The 17136-nt window shown below is 49.3% G+C and carries 19 protein-coding genes; 9 read left to right on the top strand and 10 right to left on the bottom strand.

The features are described 5' to 3' along the window. Positions 1-37 precede the first annotated feature (37 nt). The 5 genes from Q0R57_RS14735 to thrC all read left to right on the top strand — a co-directional run bounded on the left by Q0R57_RS14735 (position 38) and on the right by thrC (position 6488). Complete coding sequence (locus Q0R57_RS14735; RefSeq protein ID WP_366516828.1) at positions 38-433, top strand: zinc ribbon domain-containing protein; 396 nt, start codon at positions 38-40, stop codon at positions 431-433. 213 nt (positions 434-646) lie between these two features. Then, complete coding sequence (thrA, locus tag Q0R57_RS05420; RefSeq protein ID WP_294744411.1) at positions 647-3124, top strand: bifunctional aspartate kinase/homoserine dehydrogenase I; 2478 nt, start codon at positions 647-649, stop codon at positions 3122-3124. Positions 3125-3245: 121 nt separating this feature from the next. Then, positions 3246-4481 (top strand): cofactor-independent phosphoglycerate mutase, encoded by a 1236-nt coding sequence (locus Q0R57_RS05415; protein WP_294744409.1) that lies wholly within the window; start codon positions 3246-3248, stop codon positions 4479-4481. Positions 4482-4493: 12 nt separating this feature from the next. Then, positions 4494-5093, top strand: coding sequence for a porin family protein (locus Q0R57_RS05410; RefSeq protein ID WP_294744406.1), 600 nt, complete (start codon positions 4494-4496; stop codon positions 5091-5093). A 39-nt stretch (positions 5094-5132) separates the two neighbouring features. Further along, positions 5133-6488 carry a threonine synthase gene (gene thrC, locus Q0R57_RS05405; protein WP_294744404.1) on the top strand — a complete coding sequence of 452 codons (1356 nt, stop codon included), beginning with the start codon at positions 5133-5135 and terminating at the stop codon, positions 6486-6488. On the opposite strand, the gene Q0R57_RS05400 is transcribed toward thrC, so the two are convergent. Both Q0R57_RS05400 and Q0R57_RS05395 read right to left on the bottom strand, forming a co-directional pair. Continuing rightward, positions 6477-7205, bottom strand: a complete 729-nt coding sequence (locus Q0R57_RS05400; protein ID WP_294744402.1) for an ABC transporter permease — start codon at positions 7203-7205, stop codon at positions 6477-6479. The genes thrC and Q0R57_RS05400 overlap by 12 nt on opposite strands. Before the next feature lie 3 nt (positions 7206-7208). Further along, on the bottom strand, positions 7209-7760 hold the full coding sequence (locus tag Q0R57_RS05395; protein ID WP_294744400.1) for an ATP-binding cassette domain-containing protein: 552 nt from the start codon (positions 7758-7760) through the stop codon (positions 7209-7211). Positions 7761-7845: 85 nt separating this feature from the next. On the opposite strand from Q0R57_RS05395, the gene Q0R57_RS05390 reads away from it, so the two are divergent. The 4 genes from Q0R57_RS05390 to bcp are packed head-to-tail and all read left to right on the top strand — an operon-like array spanning position 7846 to position 10520. After that, a complete protein-coding gene (locus Q0R57_RS05390) occupies positions 7846-8829 on the top strand; it encodes an agmatine deiminase family protein (protein WP_294744398.1) in 984 nt (327 codons plus the stop codon). A 29-nt stretch (positions 8830-8858) separates the two neighbouring features. Further along, a complete protein-coding gene (locus tag Q0R57_RS05385) occupies positions 8859-9716 on the top strand; it encodes a carbon-nitrogen hydrolase (protein WP_294744396.1) in 858 nt (285 codons plus the stop codon). A 10-nt stretch (positions 9717-9726) separates the two neighbouring features. Further along, positions 9727-10047 carry a TfoX/Sxy family protein gene (locus tag Q0R57_RS05380; RefSeq protein WP_294744394.1) on the top strand — a complete coding sequence of 107 codons (321 nt, stop codon included), beginning with the start codon at positions 9727-9729 and terminating at the stop codon, positions 10045-10047. A gap of 17 nt (positions 10048-10064) precedes the next feature. Further along, positions 10065-10520 carry a thioredoxin-dependent thiol peroxidase gene (gene bcp / locus Q0R57_RS05375; protein WP_294744392.1) on the top strand — a complete coding sequence of 152 codons (456 nt, stop codon included), beginning with the start codon at positions 10065-10067 and terminating at the stop codon, positions 10518-10520. On the opposite strand, the gene Q0R57_RS05370 is transcribed toward bcp, so the two are convergent. The 8 genes from Q0R57_RS05370 to Q0R57_RS05335 all read right to left on the bottom strand — a co-directional run bounded on the left by Q0R57_RS05370 (position 10514) and on the right by Q0R57_RS05335 (position 17073). Further along, positions 10514-11020 (bottom strand): NUDIX domain-containing protein, encoded by a 507-nt coding sequence (locus tag Q0R57_RS05370; RefSeq protein WP_294744390.1) that lies wholly within the window; start codon positions 11018-11020, stop codon positions 10514-10516. The two genes, bcp and Q0R57_RS05370, sit on opposite strands and share 7 nt — an antisense overlap. Further along, on the bottom strand, positions 11010-11294 hold the full coding sequence (locus Q0R57_RS05365; RefSeq protein ID WP_294744388.1) for a TIGR03905 family TSCPD domain-containing protein: 285 nt from the start codon (positions 11292-11294) through the stop codon (positions 11010-11012). The genes Q0R57_RS05370 and Q0R57_RS05365 overlap by 11 nt, the downstream gene beginning before the upstream one ends. Before the next feature lie 15 nt (positions 11295-11309). After that, positions 11310-12083 carry a TIGR03915 family putative DNA repair protein gene (locus Q0R57_RS05360; protein WP_294744386.1) on the bottom strand — a complete coding sequence of 258 codons (774 nt, stop codon included), beginning with the start codon at positions 12081-12083 and terminating at the stop codon, positions 11310-11312. Positions 12084-12576: 493 nt separating this feature from the next. Beyond that, positions 12577-13887, bottom strand: a complete 1311-nt coding sequence (locus tag Q0R57_RS05355; protein ID WP_294744384.1) for a putative DNA modification/repair radical SAM protein — start codon at positions 13885-13887, stop codon at positions 12577-12579. Continuing rightward, positions 13881-14519 carry a uracil-DNA glycosylase family protein gene (locus Q0R57_RS05350; protein ID WP_294744382.1) on the bottom strand — a complete coding sequence of 213 codons (639 nt, stop codon included), beginning with the start codon at positions 14517-14519 and terminating at the stop codon, positions 13881-13883. Before Q0R57_RS05350 ends, Q0R57_RS05355 begins: the two co-directional genes overlap by 7 nt. Before the next feature lie 15 nt (positions 14520-14534). Continuing rightward, on the bottom strand, positions 14535-15323 hold the full coding sequence (ccsA, locus tag Q0R57_RS05345) for a cytochrome c biogenesis protein CcsA (RefSeq protein WP_294744380.1): 789 nt from the start codon (positions 15321-15323) through the stop codon (positions 14535-14537). Then, entirely contained in the window at positions 15320-16186 is an 867-nt protein-coding gene (locus Q0R57_RS05340) for a cytochrome c biogenesis protein ResB (RefSeq protein ID WP_294744378.1), read from the bottom strand. The genes ccsA and Q0R57_RS05340 overlap by 4 nt, the downstream gene beginning before the upstream one ends. 29 nt (positions 16187-16215) lie before the next feature. After that, positions 16216-17073, bottom strand: a complete 858-nt coding sequence (locus tag Q0R57_RS05335) for a hypothetical protein (RefSeq protein WP_294744376.1) — start codon at positions 17071-17073, stop codon at positions 16216-16218. Positions 17074-17136 lie beyond the last annotated feature (63 nt).

Below are 17136 nucleotides of genomic sequence, written 5' to 3'. Positions count from 1 at the left end.
GTATCTTTGCACCATTATTATATAATAGTAACTGCTTATGAAATGTCCTAAATGCTCGCATCCCAATGAAGAGGGTGCATTGTTTTGCAACCATTGTGGTTCCAGTCTGATTGAAGGAAAGAAGGATTGGAATAGTATTTTATTACTGGCATGGTGTGTCTCACTGATTTTCTTTTTTGTCGCTCACTTTATCAACAGCTGGCTTATCACTCCCTATGTTTTACAAAACTATGACATGACAACCGGTATCAAATATATCCAGATATCCCAAACTATCATCAGCATCTGTTCTACATTGACTAGCTTGATCATTCCTTTTGCCATTCCAAAAATGACTTATAAGATTATTGCTTTCATAATAGTTATACTGACAGTTATTGGTAGCATCATTGTAAATTGTGCCAATCTCTCTGCGTATTTAAGCAACTATTAAGCAGATTATAAGAAAAAAAACAACTTTTTTCTTTGCATTTTGCTCAGTTTGCACTACCTCTGACCTTCGGTCGAAGGTAGGCTGCATCTCGGAAAAACAAAAAAATTCGAGATTTTCTTGGTTTTTCGCTCGATTTGCACTACCTTTGCAGCGCCAATGGAGTAAGCCCCGCTTGTTGAGGGGTACCGTTGGAAAGATAAATTGCATAGGAATATGAAAGTAATGAAATTCGGCGGAACGTCCGTAGGTTCCGTAAAAAGCATTTTGAGCTTAAAAGAAATTGTGGAGGCAGAGGCTCGGACGCAACCTGTCATTGTAGTAGTAAGCGCACTCGACGGCATCACGGATAAACTGATTGCGATGTCGCAGATGGCAAAACAGGGCGACGAGCACTATCGCGAGGAATTCGACGCGATGGTGAGACGCCACCACCTGATGATAGACACTATCATCCATGACATCAAAAAGCGCGTAGACTTATTTAATAATGTAGACCAGCTCTTCGACCAGTTGAAGAGCATCCTCTACGGTGTGTACCTCATTCACGACTTGTCGGAGAAGACTGAGGACACCATCATCTCGTATGGTGAGCGTCTCAGTTCGCATATCGTGGCTGCTATGGTGAAGAACGGCGTTCGTATGAACAGTCGTGACTTTATCCGTACTCAGAAGAAACAAGGCCATCATGTGCTCGACTCCGACATCACCAAGCAGTTGGTGAAGAAAGCATTCAGTTCTGTACCTAGCAGTGACACAGCATCAAACAAAATCTACGTTGTGCCTGGATTCATTGCCCGCGACAGCAACAGCAATGAGACCACCAACCTGGGACGTGGCGGTTCTGACTATACTGCATCAATTATTGCAGCTACGCTCGATGCCGACATTCTGGAGATATGGACTGATGTGGACGGCTTTATGACGGCTGACCCGAAGGTTATTAAGAGTGCCTACACCATCAACGAGCTGTCGTATATAGAGGCCATGGAACTCTGTAACTTCGGTGCCAAGGTCATCTACCCACCGACCATCTATCCTGTCTGCGTCAAGAATATACCTATTAAGGTTAAGAATACCTTCAACCCCGAACACCCGGGAACACTTATCAAGGCTAAGATTGAGAACGACGAGAAGCCCATCAAGGGTATCTCAAGCATCAAGGGCACGTCGCTGATTACTGTGACAGGTCTGTCGATGGTGGGTGTGATTGGTGTGAACCGTCGTATCTTCACCACCCTTGCCAACAAGGGTATCTCAGTATTCATGGTGTCGCAGGCTTCGTCAGAGAACTCCACCTCTATCGGTGTGCGTGACGAAGATGCCGCTGCAGCAGCCGAAGTGTTGAACGCCGAGTTCGCTAAGGAGATTGAGACGGGTGCCATGTTCCCCATGCAGGTGGAGAGTGGTCTGGCCACTATCGCCATCGTGGGTGAGAACATGAAACAAACACCAGGTATTGCCGGTAAGCTATTCGGAACGCTCGGCCGTTCGGGTATCAGTGTGATTGCCTGTGCCCAGGGCGCTTCCGAGACGAACATCTCGTTCGTGGTTGACGGTAAATTCCTGCGCAAGTCGCTAAACGTGCTGCACGACTCGTTCTTCCTGTCAGAATACAAGGTTCTGAATATTTTTATCTGCGGTATTGGCACCGTGGGTGGCATGCTGCTCGAACAGATTCGCACCCAGCAGCAGTTCTTGATGCAGTCGCGCCGTCTGAAGCTGAACGTGGTCGGCATTTCGGATGTCGACAACTTCGTACTCGACCGCGATGGCATCGACCTGGACAACTACGAGAAGATTCTGCGTGCCGGCTTTGCTGCCAACACAGAGCATATGCGTGATGAGATTGTGAAGATGAACATCTTCAACAGCGTCTTCGTAGACTGTACTGCCAGTCGTCAGATTGCGCAGCTCTATCAGACTTTCTTAGAGCATAACATATCAGTTGTAGCAGCCAATAAGATTGCAGCTTCAAGCAACTACGACAGCTATCTGAAGTTGAAACAGACCGCTCGCGACAAGGGTGTATGGTTCCGCTATGAGACCAACGTAGGTGCTGGTCTGCCCATTATTGGCACCATCAACGACCTATGTAACTCAGGTGATAAGATCCTGAAGATTGAGGCTATCCTTTCTGGTACGCTGAACTTCATCTTCAACGAGATTGCTGCCGATGTACCATTCTCAGAAACTGTGAAGCGTGCCAAGGAACAGCGTTACTCAGAGCCTGACCCACGTATTGACCTCAGCGGCACAGACGTTATCCGTAAGCTGGTCATCCTGACCCGTGAGGCCGGTTATAAGGTAGAGCAAGATGATGTGGAGAAGCATCTCTTTGTGCCCGACAGCTATTTCGAGGGCTCTATCGAAGACTTCTGGGCTAAGCTGCCAGAACTGGATGCCGACTTCGAAGCTCGTCGTCAGGTACTCGAAGCCGAAAACAAACGCTGGCGTTTTGTGGCTACGATGGAGGCCGACGAGAAGGATCCGTCATCGTTCAAGACGAGTGTAGCCCTGAAGGAAGTACCTTACGGTCATCCCTTCTATGGACTGGAAGGCTCGAACAACATCGTGCTGCTCACCACCGAGCGCTACAAGGAGTACCCCATGCTCATCCAGGGCTATGGTGCTGGTGCTGCCGTAACAGCTGCTGGTGTGTTTGCCAACATCATGTCAATCGCAAATATTTAACAGCCCACCCCAACCCCTCCCCAAGGGAGGGGCTTTTTATACAAACTCAGACTATGAAGTTATTTTCAATAGACAATGTAACTAATCACCCCTCCCTTGGGGAGGGGAAGGGGGTAGGCCTATGAAACATATCATCATTCTTGGGGACGGCATGGCAGATCACCATGTAGCACGTCTTGGAAACAAGACGCTGTTACAGTATGCACGTCCAGAATATATGAACCGTTTGGCAAAGGCAGGACGCACAGGACGACTGATTACTGTACCAGAGGGGTTCCCTCCTGGCAGCGAGGTTGCCAACACCGCCATCCTCGGCTATGACCTGAACAAGGTGTACGAGGGACGAGGACCTTTGGAAGCTGCATCGATAGGCTATGAGATGGCTGATGATGACTTCGCCATCCGTTGCAATATCATCACACTCGAGAACGGTAAGATTATTACGCATAATGGTGGTAATCTGGAGACAGAAGATGCTCGTGTGCTCATCGATTACCTGAACGAAAACCTCGCCAAGCTCATCAACGAACGAGAGGGATGTGAGCGAGTAAAGTTCATCACTGGCATCCAATATCGCCACCTGCTGGTTATCAAGGGCGGCAACAAGCACATTGTCTGTGCCCCACCCCACGATCATCCCAATGAGGAATGGCGTCCGTTGTTGGTTAAGGCAGAGATACCTGAAGCGCAGGAAACAGCGGATTTGATAAACGAACTGATTCTGAAGTCTCAGGAACTGCTGGCTAAGCATCCATACAATCTTGCGAAAGCTGCCAAAGGTGAGCGCCAGGCCAATAGCATCTGGCCTTGGAGCGGTGGCTATCGTCCTTCGATGCAGACGCTGATGCAGCAATACCCTCAGGTAAAGACGGGTGCTGTCATCTCAGCTGTCGACCTCATCCAAGGCATCGGTAAATACGCTGGTTTGCGCATCATCAAGGTACCTGGCGCCACAGGACTGGCTGACACGAATTACGAAGGCAAGGCTCAGGCCGCTATCGAAGCCCTGCAGAAAGATGACTTCGTCTTTGTTCACGTAGAAGCTACCGACGAAGCAGGACATGATGGTGACCTCGACTTGAAACTCAAGGCCATCGACTACTTGGATCAGCGTCTTATCAAGCCCATCTTCGAGGCTACAGAGCAGATGCAGGAGTCCGTTTGCATCGCAATCCTACCCGATCATCCTACCCCCGTTGAGCAGCGCATCCACGTTAACGAACCCGTACCCTTCCTTATATATTATAAAGGTATAGAGCCTGACGAGGTAGAATACTACGATGAGGAGTCGTGTGTCTCGGGTGGCTACGGACTGCTACGCCTTCAGGAGTTTATGCAGGCATTTATGAACAACTAATTCTAAAACGATATGAAGAAACTATTATTACTGGCCATCGTCTTGCTGTCATCTGCAGGCATCATGGCCCAAGAGAGAGAAGGAACGTTGACTGTCCAGCCTCGTGTGGGAATGAATCTCTCAAGTATGACCGACTATAATAAGATGAAGTTCGGCTATGCCTTTGGCATGGAGATGGAATATCAGATAACTGACATCTTCAGCCTCTCTGCCGCTTTAATGTATTCTGACCAAGGTGCAAAAGATGATGAGACGGGAACAGACGAGATTCTCGATATCGACTTTGTCAACGTGCCCATCATGCTCAACTGCTATGTGGTGCCAGGTCTGGCCGTAAAAGCAGGTGTACAACCTGCATTCCGCACGAAGACCACCGTAAAATATGATGGTATGAAGATGGACGTTGACTGGCTCCTCAAGCAATATGGCACCGACACCGAGATGAACAAGTTCATGCTGTCAGTACCCGTTGGCCTTTCGTATGAATACAACCACTTTGTGCTCGACGCTCGATACAACATCGGCGTCACCGACCTGTTCAAAGGTGAAGGCATTATGCGCAACAATGTAATTCAGCTGACGCTGGGTTATAAGTTTGAGGCAAATTTCTAATCTCATCCATCACATCTCAGAAATAAAACGAAAAGAATCATGCAATACTACAGCACCAATGGAAAAGCCCCTCTGGCCGATTTAAACAAGGCCGTCGTCAAGGGTCTGGCTGAAGACCGCGGACTCTATATGCCCGAAGTGATTCACAAGTTGCCAAAGGCATTTCTTGACGATATGCCAAAAATGCGCTTTCAGGACATCGCTTTCAATGTGGCTAGCGCCTTCTTTGGCGATGATGTAGACCTTGACGCCCTACAGGACCTGGTCTACGACACATTGCAGTTCGACTGTCCTGTCGTAAAAGTTAAAGACAATATCTATTCACTGGAGCTATTTCACGGTCCCACACTGGCCTTCAAGGACGTAGGTGCCCGTTTTATGGCACGCCTGCTGCAGTATTTTCTGCGTCAAGGTAGTTCTGTTTGTGGCTGTGGCACAGCCATATACTCGACAGTTAACGTGCTTGTGGCTACCAGCGGCGACACTGGCAGCGCCGTAGCCAATGGTTTCCTTGGCGTGGAGGGCATCCATGTGTATGTGCTCTATCCGAAAGGAAAGGTGAGCCCCATTCAGGAGTGCCAGTTCACCACATTAGGAAAGAATATCACAGCCATTGAGGTCGATGGTGTCTTCGACGACTGTCAGGCACTGGTGAAGAGCGCTTTTATGGATGAGGAACTGAACAAGCATATGATGCTGACTTCTGCGAACTCGATTAACGTAGCACGCTTCCTGCCTCAGGCTTTCTATTATTTCAACGCTGTGGCTCAGCTCATAGCTCAAGGACACAAACCCGAGGATATCGTCATCTGCGTGCCCAGCGGAAACTTCGGCAACATCTGCGCCGCTCTGTTTGGTCATCAGATGGGCATGCCGGTGAAGCGTTTCATCGCCGCTAACAATGCCAACGACATCTTCTACAACTACCTGCAGACAGGACAGTATAACCCCAAGCCCTCGAAGCAGACGCTGGCCAATGCGATGGATGTAGGCGACCCATCCAACTTCGCCCGCATCATCAACCTCTATAGCCAGAACGGTAAACTGTCACCCGAGGAAACACACAAAGTCATCACCAGCCTCATCAGCGGTGCTACCTATAGCGACGAGCAGATTAAGGAGACGATGAGAAAATGCTACAAAGAGACGGGCTATATTCTCGATCCTCACGGTGCTTGTGGCTATCAGGCTCTCGAAGATAGTCTGCAACCAGGTGAGATTGGTATATTCTGTGAGACAGCCCATCCGGCTAAGTTCAAAGAGAAGGTCGATGATATCCTTGGTATCGATGTAGAGATACCTGAGCGCCTCGCAGCCTTTATGAAGGGCGAGAAGCAGAGCGTCCCCATGACGAAGAACTTCGAGGACTTCAAGAAATTCTTGTTAGCAAGATAATTTGGAATAGAGACCGACGGCAACAATGCCTGCTACGATAGAGGCTACGAAAGCAGCTACCATCAGTAGCAATAGCACGAAGACACCTGCGACAGGCGACGCGCCGCCCAATAACATTCCGGCAAACAGCAATGGCATGGCCACCAACAGGGGCTGTGCCATTGTTCGTAACTGCGGTTGAATACTGGCTCTCAGAGCACGACGTATGCCTGGCATCAACGACTCAAGCTTGGTGGCGCCATTGGCTTGCAGATACAGTCGATGCGACTCTGTATGATACAAACAACGCTGATAGGTCTGAAGTGTGAGCGTAATGGAGGTAATCATATAGGCCAGAAGCACACCAAAGACGGGTACGAAACAACGACCTGGCAACGTCAGCATCATGCTACCGCCAGCCACCAGGCAACCCGCCACCAAGGCAGCCGCAAGAGGTAACGCTAACTTTTTTACCTGCCACTTCATCTCATACAGACACCAGGCTCCTGACAGCGCGAGCATTATGAGAAGCCATAGGATGTCCATCCACCAGCCATCCACCTTATAGACAAGCCACACACCAACGCCTGCCAATATCATTTGACCCAATGTCAGGCCAAACACCTTCAATACGCGCATCATCTCGCGACGGTCAATCAACAGGAATAATGCCACAGCCAACGCCATGAGCACCACCATCAGGGCTACGCCCCATAAGGAAATATCGGTTATCTGCATACTCTATATCTCTATTATTTCGTCAGCCATATCAAGAATGGCTCTCTCTTCACTCGCCACCACCACGATACGACCATCTCTAGCCAAGCCTTTCAGGTAGCCAGCCGATTCAATGGCAGGATTCTCCACCAACAAGATAGGACGCTGTCTTAACACAGCCATTGCCAGCAGCTGTGCCTTCTCCTGGGGGGCACACGTTCGTTTCATCTCTTCTGTCAGCAAGCCGTTCGAGATTGCAGCCTCACGGTTGTCCTTCAGCATAAAGAGGTCCTGAACGGAAGGTGGCTCATAGACCGTCACCTCTCCTTCTGCTCGCAGTTCCGATGGTACATAGGCCATCATCTTGCGCAACTTTTTCATGGTCTGTCGTTCCAAGGGCTCGCCATCAATATTGACGAAGCCGCTTTTCACAGGCACCAGTCCCAGTATGGCCAACAACAGATGCGAACGCACCTGAGCCGTGCCTCCAGTGAGACACGTCATTTGTCGCTCCTGCGCCATCATTGACACGGTATTTGCGGCACCTTCCACCAGCACTTCGTTCAGTTCCAGCATCTATTCATCTTATTTTGTTTGCAAAGATACAAAAAATTATCAATTATCAATTGTCAATTATCCTTTTTTTTATAACTTTGCAGCCATGAAAGCAAAAAAGAGACGCATGCTGGCAGAATGGGAGCAGCAAAGTGCTGTACAGTTGACGTGGCCCCACAAGGACACAGACTGGGCTCCAATACTGCCTGAAATCACAGCGGTTTACGAAGAGATGGCTCGCGAGATCAGTCAGCGAGAAGACCTCATCATCGTAGCCCCAGAAGGCTTTGTTAAACCAGTTGCCAAATGCCAATTAGTTATTGTCAAGTCTAACGACACCTGGGCACGCGACCATGGCTTTATCACCGTTAAAGAGAACAGTGGCGAACTTATCCTCCTGGATTTCTGCTTCAATGGCTGGGGTGAGAAGTTCGAAGCGAAGCTCGACAACGAGATCAACGGCCATTTATACGAGCAGGGCACCATTAAGGGCCACTACGAGAGCCATCTGGACTTTGTGCTCGAGGGCGGCTCCATCGAGAGTGATGGTAAAGGAACGGTCTTCACCACTACCTGCTGTCTGATGGCACCTCATCGCAACCAGCCCCTCACACAGGCTGAGATAGAGTCTCGACTGAAGGATAATTTAGGAGCCGAACGCATCGTATGGCTTAACCACGGTTCACTTATTGGCGATGATACCGACGGACATATCGACACGCTGGTGAGCATATGTCCTGAGGATACCATTCTTTATACGGGGGGAGATGCCAGCCATCCTGACCTGATGCTGATGGAAGAGGAGCTGAAGACCCTGCGTACCCTTGACGGTCATCCCTATCGTCTTTTAAAGCTTCCCCTGCCCCGCCCCATCTATGATGGTGAGGACCGCCTGCCAGCCACCTACGCCAACTATCTGGTTATCAATGGTGCCGTACTGGTACCCACCTACAACCAGCCCGACCTGGATGCTGATGCGCTCCACATCATTGGCGAGGCCTATCCCGATAGAGAAATCATTGGTATAGACTGTCGTGCCGTCATCAAACAGCATGGTAGTCTGCATTGTTGCACCATGCAGTATTATTAATAGTAAAAAAGGAAATTAGTAAAGAAAATATGAGAGTTGGAATCATTCAACAGCATAACACAGCCGACATTAACGCTAACAAGGCGCGACTGGCTGAAAAAATAACGAAGCTGGCCCATGAGGGCGCTGAGCTCATCGTATTGCAGGAGCTGCACAACGGTCTGTACTTCTGTCAGGAGGAAAACGTGAATCTCTTCGACCAGGCAGAGCCCATCCCAGGCCCCTCTACCGAGTTCTATGGCAAGCTTGCCAAGAATTTGCAAGTGGTCATCGTCACCTCACTCTTTGAACGTCGTACTGCAGGGCTCTATCACAACACAGCCGTAGTGTTCGAGAAAGACGGCACCATTGCAGGCCTGTATCGTAAGATGCACATCCCCGATGACCCCGGATACTACGAGAAGTTCTACTTCACACCTGGCGACCTGGGCTTTAAACCTATCCAAACCTCTGTAGGCAGACTGGGCGTTTTGGTATGCTGGGACCAGTGGTATCCCGAGGCCGCACGACTCATGGCGTTGGCTGGTGCAGAGCTGCTGATCTATCCTACCGCCATCGGCTTTGATCCCAATGACACGAAGGATGAACAGGAGCGCCAGCGCATGGCCTGGCAGACCGTCCAACGTGGTCACGCCGTAGCCAACGGGCTGCCCGTCATTACCGTCAATCGTGTGGGCGACGAGGATGGTGTGCCTTTCTGGGGCACCAGTTTCGTAGCTGGTCCTCAGGGCGAACTTCTCTATGAGGCACCCACCAACGCAGAAGTAGAAACCATCGTCGAGGTTGATATGCAACGCTCCGAGCAGGTACGCCGTTGGTGGCCTTTCTTTCGTGACCGTCGCATTGATGCTTATGGCGATCTCACTCGCCGCTTGATTGACAAATAAAAGAAAAGCTATGGCAAGTAACGCGGATTTTGTTCAGTATATCACCGACCAATGTTCTGGTGCGGGTGAGATAGTCGCCAAGAAGATGTTTGGTGACTATGGGATTTATTGTAATGGAAAAATCTTCGGACTGATCTGTGATGACTGTTTCTATCTGAAACCGACGGAAGCAGGAAGAAAGCTGCTAAGAGTTGTGGATATGCGTCCGCCATACGAAGGAGCGAAGGACTATTTCTATATTGCCGACGTGGATGATCGCGACTACCTCTCAGAACTGGTCAGCACGACGTGCAGGGAGCTACCAGAGCCGAAACCTAAGAAGAAAAAGTAACCCTAAAACATATCGAAATGAACATTGGAGACAAGGCACCCGAGATACTGGGCAAGGACGAACAGGGACGAGACATCCGTCTAAGTGACTACAAGGGTCGTAAGTTGGTGTTGTATTTCTATCCGAAGGACAACACAAGTGGCTGTACCGCAGAGGCTTGCAGCTTGCGCGACCATTATAGTGAGTTACAGGGCAAGGGCTACGAGGTAGTTGGCGTGAGTAAAGACTCTGCCGCCTCGCACGTTAAGTTCAAGGAGAAATATGAGTTACCGTTTCCCCTGATTGCCGATATCAATCACGATCTTCTGGAGGCTATGGGAGCCTGGGGTGAGAAGTCGATGTATGGCAAGAAGACGATGGGTACCATCCGCACCACCTTTATTATTAATGAGGAGGGTATCATCGAGCAGATCTTCGCTGGAAAACAGGTGAAGACCAAGGAACACGCCGAGCAGATACTGGGGGCTTATTGATTCAAGAAGAAACGCTGAAACTCACTCTCGAAGTTTGGTGTCAGCACCCCATGCCCTATTGTCTCGCGAATCTCAGACATTGACCAGAAACGACCTCCGTCGAGCTCTTCGGCTGAGGGACGGATGGGACCGTCGTAGATGGTGCGGTTCACATATACCAGCTCGCTTTCGCGTTTGCTCTCAAAGACATACTTACCAACAAACTCTGGTGTAAAAGCCGTGATGCCCAACTCTTCACCTACCTCACGACGCAACGCATCCTCTGGTGTCTCACCATAGTCGATGTGTCCACCCACGGCCGTGTCCCACTTGCCAGGCTGGATATCCTTCCACTCTGGTCGCTTTTGCAAATACACCTCTCCCTTCGCGTTAAAGACGTGCAGATGCACCACAGGGTGCAGCAAATGCGAGCCGCTATGACACTCGCCACGTGTGGCCTGTCCTATTACCGTTCCCTCTTCATCAACAATCGGGAAACGCTCATTCTCATTATCTTTCATCGTTCTCAACAAGTGGAGCTGATTTCAACTGTTCTAAAGCACGGCACAACTGGTCAGGACACGAGGTGCTCTTGTTGCCGCAACGGATACCATTGATACGCTCTATTACGTCATCAATCTTCTGACCCGTCACCAACTTACTGATACCCTGGAGGTTTCCATGACATCCTCCAAGGAAGAACACCTGCTGAATCACATCATTCTCATCGGCACTCACGTCAATCAATTTCGAGCAAGTACCCTGTGTTTCGTACTGTACATGTTTTGTTTTCATAATCCTATTGTTTAATTATCCATTTTTCTCTGTCATATATTTCCAATAGCGACGAGGCATGTCGCTGAGCTGCTTCTTAGGGTTCATACGTTCCTTGATACAGATAGCCTTGAAATAGGTGCGCCAGAGGTCCTGGAACAGTTTGTCGTTCTCACTCAGCACATCAGTATCGAGTTTCCCATTCGATAAATCGAAGGGCACAGTGGCTTCGTCCTCGAAGGTCACATGAATGACGGTTTTGCCGTCATAATAATACCCGTAGTGCCGCTTCGCATCGTATATCAGCCAGGGTTGATCGTTGAACCGATCCTGGAAATGATCGATGATGATGGGCAAGACATTATGATCGGGTGAGACAACAGCGAGATAGGTGCCGTCCTTCGCCTTTTGAAAACGGATGAACTGTTTCATGCGTAACTGCTCGTGCAGCACGCGACGGGCAATGTTCGTCACGGCGAGCACATCGGCATCAGCGAAGTTCCGCGAGATATCGCCCAACTTAAAGACTTTACATATATATAGAAACAGCGGCGTGTTCAGTTCCCGCTGTTCCGACAGCCAACTGACGGAAATCAGTCGCAGGGCCTCACGCGTCAGCTTCTTCTCCAGTCCAGTCCACACCCGTCGTGCTTTCTCCTCGTCTGTCGTTACGTGATAGGTATGGTCGCAGAACAACGGCAGCGCGTCGCCCTCCGCCAGCAACTCCTCAGGCTCTTCCTTCAAAAGGAATGCGTCGAACACCGCCGTCAGCAGCCCGTCCATCGTTCCGTCAAACACATATACCGTCATAATTGATGACAAAGGTACGAATAAGTGAGTGAAATACCAAATTTATTTGAGTATTTCCAAGCGAAAGTACCTTCGAGCGAAGCTCAAAGTACGAATAAGCGAGTCTTGGTTGGGGGCTCTTGGGTCTGAACTCTTTCCTCTTTCCACCTTCCTCTTTCCTCTTCACCAAGGAGATGCCTTCTTACATCGTAAGGGATAGGACTTTTACCCCCTAAGGGATGATACTTTACAATGTAAAGTGCCATTCCTTACAGTGTTGGAGATTATCTCCGTCACCCTTGGAAGGCATCCCTTACAATTTCACAGTCAATTTCATGATTTCTCGTTTTTCAATGAATTTCATTTTTACCCTCACATACTCACATAACCCCTCTCATATGCCGATGTACAAAGGGCTGGAGGCACGTGAGGGATATTCGTTCTCCCTCACGTCTCCCTCACATTTTCACTCCCTTATCCTCACGCAGCCTTCAACGTTCAAATTTTTTAATAATTAAGCCAAGTCAGAAGGGGTATCGTCTTTGAAGTCAAGAGAGAGTTGCTGCTCAGCGACGGCACGCTTTTGTTGGGCCTTACTGATGAGCAGAGGACGGAGGCGTTCTGGATGCAATTCATTGATGCCGATGATGGGCTGTGAGAACGAAGATGTGAGCTCGCCGCAAGTGATAAAATATTTGGCCTTCTTCATCACCACACCCATTTTCTTGAGATGATAGGACGTGATGCGGTTGAAGCGACGTGAGTTGACGATAAGCATGGCCGACTTGACCCCAATGCCTGGTACACGAAGGATTTCTTCGTAGGATGCGCTGTTTATATCAACAGGGAAGAATTCTGGGTGGCGCAAGGCCCAGCCCAGTTTTGGATCGACATCGAGATCAAGATGGGTGTGCATCTCGTCGACAATCTCGTCGACGCTAAAGTGATAGAAGCGCATGAGCCAGTCGGCCTGATAAAGACGGTTCTCACGTACCAAGGGAGGCTGCTTCAAGACGGGCAGTCGAGGGTCGTAAGTGTTGACGCTGACATAGCCCGAGTAGTAGACACGCCGCATGGTGGGCTGCTGATACATTGCGTTTGACATCGTCAGGATATCGAGATCGCTCTCCTTTGTAGCACCCACAATCATCTGCGTAGACTGACCAGCAGGCACAAAACGGGGAGCATGTCGGAACTTCTTTCTGTCTTCTTTATTCTCAAGCACGCCCTGCTGAATCTGTGACATCGGCAGTAAGATGCTTTGATGGTCCTTTTCTGGTGCCAGCGCCTTGAGCGATTCCTCCTTAGGAATCTCGATATTGACGCTCATACGGTCGGCATAGCGGCCAGCTTCTTGCAGAAGTTCCTGTGAGGCACCAGGGATGGTCTTCAAATGGATGTAACCATTGAAGCGATGTACATTACGAAGGTCACGTACAATGGCTGTCAGGCGTTCCATCGTATAATCAGGATTACGCACCACCCCACTACTCAAGAACAGTCCCTCAATATAGTTACGACGATAGAACTCCATGGTGATTTCCTCGAGTTCGGAGACGGAGAGCGTGGCCCGTGGGATGTCGTTCGTACGACGGTTGATGCAGTAGGCACAATCGTACATGCAGTAGTTCGTCAGCATCACCTTAAGTAATGAGATACAACGTCCATCATCGGCAAACGAGTGGCAGATGCCCACGCCGCCGACAGTAGAGCCTACCATGCCTTCCTTCCCCTTACGCACAGTACCACTCGACGAGCACGATACATCGTACTTTGCCGACTCTGCGAGAATCCGCAGCTTCTCCATTGTTTTCTCCGTCAGCATGGGCTCAGAAATTGTTCAAACATTCGTTTATAAGCTTCCACTTTTTTATCGAAAGCCAAGGGATAGGCACGCGATGATGAGGGAAGACGATAAAGGACTATCGACTCGCCATCGGTATTTAATCGTTCTGGAATAGTCACAAAGGTGTTGACCTTAGGGCCATGGGGTATCTGGAGCGAGGAACAGATGGTGTCAGTAGCCTTCTCGCCTGTGGTAACGATGGCCCGCAGATGGGGTAGCTGCTGTATCAAGGCAGGTATATCGGTAGGTTCCACCACCTCGAGGAATTTGTCGGAGGCGTTGTCTTGCAGACGACGGACAGCCGTTGATGTATCGTAGAAAGCTAGCCCTTTCTCCCTGCAGAAGTCCACGATATTGTCAAGTAGGAAACGTTTGGCATCTTGATCAACGAAATGATTCCTGTCGCCAAAGAACACCTGGCCCTCGATGCGCCAATGGTCGTTGATGAAGTTGGGATAGAAGAAGTCCATGCTCCAGCGCTTGCGCTGTGGCGGGAAGCTACCCAAGAACAGCAGCCGTGCATTCTCTGGCAGAAAAGGACGTAGCGGATGGTACTCTACCCCATCGGTACTACATGCTATATGCTCTGTATTCAGAAAAGATTCCTTCATAGAGACAACATTAGTTTATTGCATGTTGTAGGTATGAACGCTGGAACCTTGTGCAGATGGCAAGTAGTTAATGCCCCACCAGCACATCTGTAAGAGGATGAACGAGAAGATAAGCAGCCACATTGCCAGACGAGGCTTGTGGTTTGGCAAGCGACGATAGTGAATATAAATAAGGTATGCGAACCAAGTGATGGCAGCCCATGTCTCTTTTGGGTCCCAAGACCAATAGTGTCCCCAAGCTTCCTTGGCCCATAGAGCACCAAAGAGCATGCCGAAGGTCATAAAGGCGAGACCGACATAGACAAGGTTGTCCAAAGAAGATTGAGCATTGAGGTTGGAGGCGTGAGTTTTCTTGAAAAGCAAATAGATTGCCATCAGCGTGCTGACCCCAAAGACGGCATAAGCAAACATATAGACGATGACGTGGGGGGCGAACCATGGACTCTGTAGGGCAGGCATCAATGCCTTGGAATGAATCTCTGGTTTAAAGAGATTGACGCAGATAAACACCAATGCCAGCATGGTAGAGAACGATAGTATCCACTTATATTTCCAACGCGAATAGACGATGATGCCTGCTAAGGGCAGAAAGAATGAATACCAAAGACGTGTCTCTCCCATCGTACGCAATGGCGGACGTTCCAACGATATCCACAACGAAATGATAAAGGAGAGGAACACGAACAGGCCAAGCGCAGTGGTAACATAGGCCAGCGTTGTCTTGTTTTTCCAGGCAGCCAATGCTCCAACAACCCACAGCAGTACTGCAGCTATTGCGAAATAGATGAATTGTTCCCAGCTCATTTCTTCTTTCCTCCAAAAATAAACATACAAACGGCTCCTGCCAGCAACATATAAATGCCAGTATATACCAACGGCAGCCAAGGGTCGCTCACCAGTTCCAATATCGAGATCTGGCTTTGCGGTCCCATCTGCGTATCGTAACTATATTGGTAAATCTTCCAGCCATCCACCTCGACAGGCTTGTTCACGTCGATAGTAGTCTGTATCTCTTCATTATCTTTCGTACGTACCAAGATATCTGAGGCAAAACGCTTGGGCGAGCCGTCATCATAGGTCTCCATGATAAACTGCTTCAACTCAATCGTCATGGGCATCTCTTGAATAGTGCCATACGACGTCACTGCACGCCATTCCTGTTCTCCTACCGTCGTCACCATCTTCAAACGCTGCATGTCAGCATTACCCAATGTGGCAGTAGTCATGGCCAGGAAAAGTCCCATATGAGAGAGAAGTGAGAAATGAGAAGTGAAAAGCGAGAAGTGAGAGAGGACGGTTACAAGTTGACGAACAACCACCACACCCAGAATCAACGCCATATAGACATAAATGAGCACGAAAGGCCAGAACACCAACATGTTTTCGAGCCATTTACCTTCAGGGTTCTGACGTATCAGGCCCATGACGATAGTCAGCAAGACGGCATAGACTAATGCAGGAATAGCCGCCTGATATGTGCCCACGAATCGAAATACTGACGCCTTCTTCCTAAACAGATAGCAAACTGCTATCAGCAATAAGAAGGCTATCATCACAATACCGTTGACAGGCCACGCGAGGGCATCCCACACCACAGGGCCGACGCCAAGTTGCAGCATCAGCCCCAAAAGAATAAAGCCTCCTCCTATCAGGAAGCCCTTTCTCATAGTTTAACTCCTTTCTTCATTGAATCTCTTTAAAGCAGTTTCTTGACAATCTTCATCAAACGGGAAGAAGGTTGGGGTTCAGTTTTCACCGGCACCAGATACCAGCGCACCGTCCATTGCAGTTCGCCATGAGGCTGCAGCGTGGTATAAGCACCTTGACTTTCAAGTTCAATGTAGGTCTTACCACGATTCACATAGACCTGAATCTCTGCTTCGTTAGGTGCAGGTTGTGAGGGCTGCAGGTCCTCAAACTTCTTAAGCAGCAGTAGCCCCTTGTCAACAAAGGCGAGCCAGCCCTTACCATCGGCATTTATCTTGCGGTTGGCATTGGTTTCGTCAGTCTGATACCACACAGCGCCATTGGCTTCTGCGAAAGTCATCAGGCCAGCAGGTGTGATGCCATCGAGCGGTGCATCAAAGAAAATGATACCACCATCATTGGGCACACGAGTAATCTCCCATGGAGCCACTTGACGCACCTCGTCGCTCTCGTTAATAATAGAATAGGTAACAACAATAGCTTTATCTTTTGCATCGGTAGCAAACTCCTTGCGGACACGATATTTCAAGCGGGCCGAAGGCTGACTGGTCAAAATGAGACGACCATCATGCTCCTCGATGGTATAAGGCTGCTTGTCAAACTCTTGTACAGGAGGCCAGTTCCATTCTTTCTGAGGACTGGTCCAGAAAGTGCTGCCAAAGGCCTCTGGACGAGGCGACTGGGAGATAACCTCCTGATCTTTGTACTTGAGCGATAGGATTTTACCGCCCTTCTCGGGATTTACAGTCATGGTGACATCGCCCACCGTGATTTGCTTACAGTTTTCCGTTTGATCGGCCGTTTGTGCATTTGCCGTCATAGCGGCCAGCGCGATCATTAAAGTCATGGTTGTTGTTTTCATACCTTCTTCTTTTGATAAAAAGACCCTTGCTGCTCCCAAGAAGGGAGT

Source organism: uncultured Prevotella sp. (assembly GCF_946407605.1).
Lineage (GTDB): Bacteria > Bacteroidota > Bacteroidia > Bacteroidales > Bacteroidaceae > Prevotella.
Note: the sequence above shows the minus strand (reverse complement) of the source record. Positions and strands in the feature narration are given on the sequence as shown.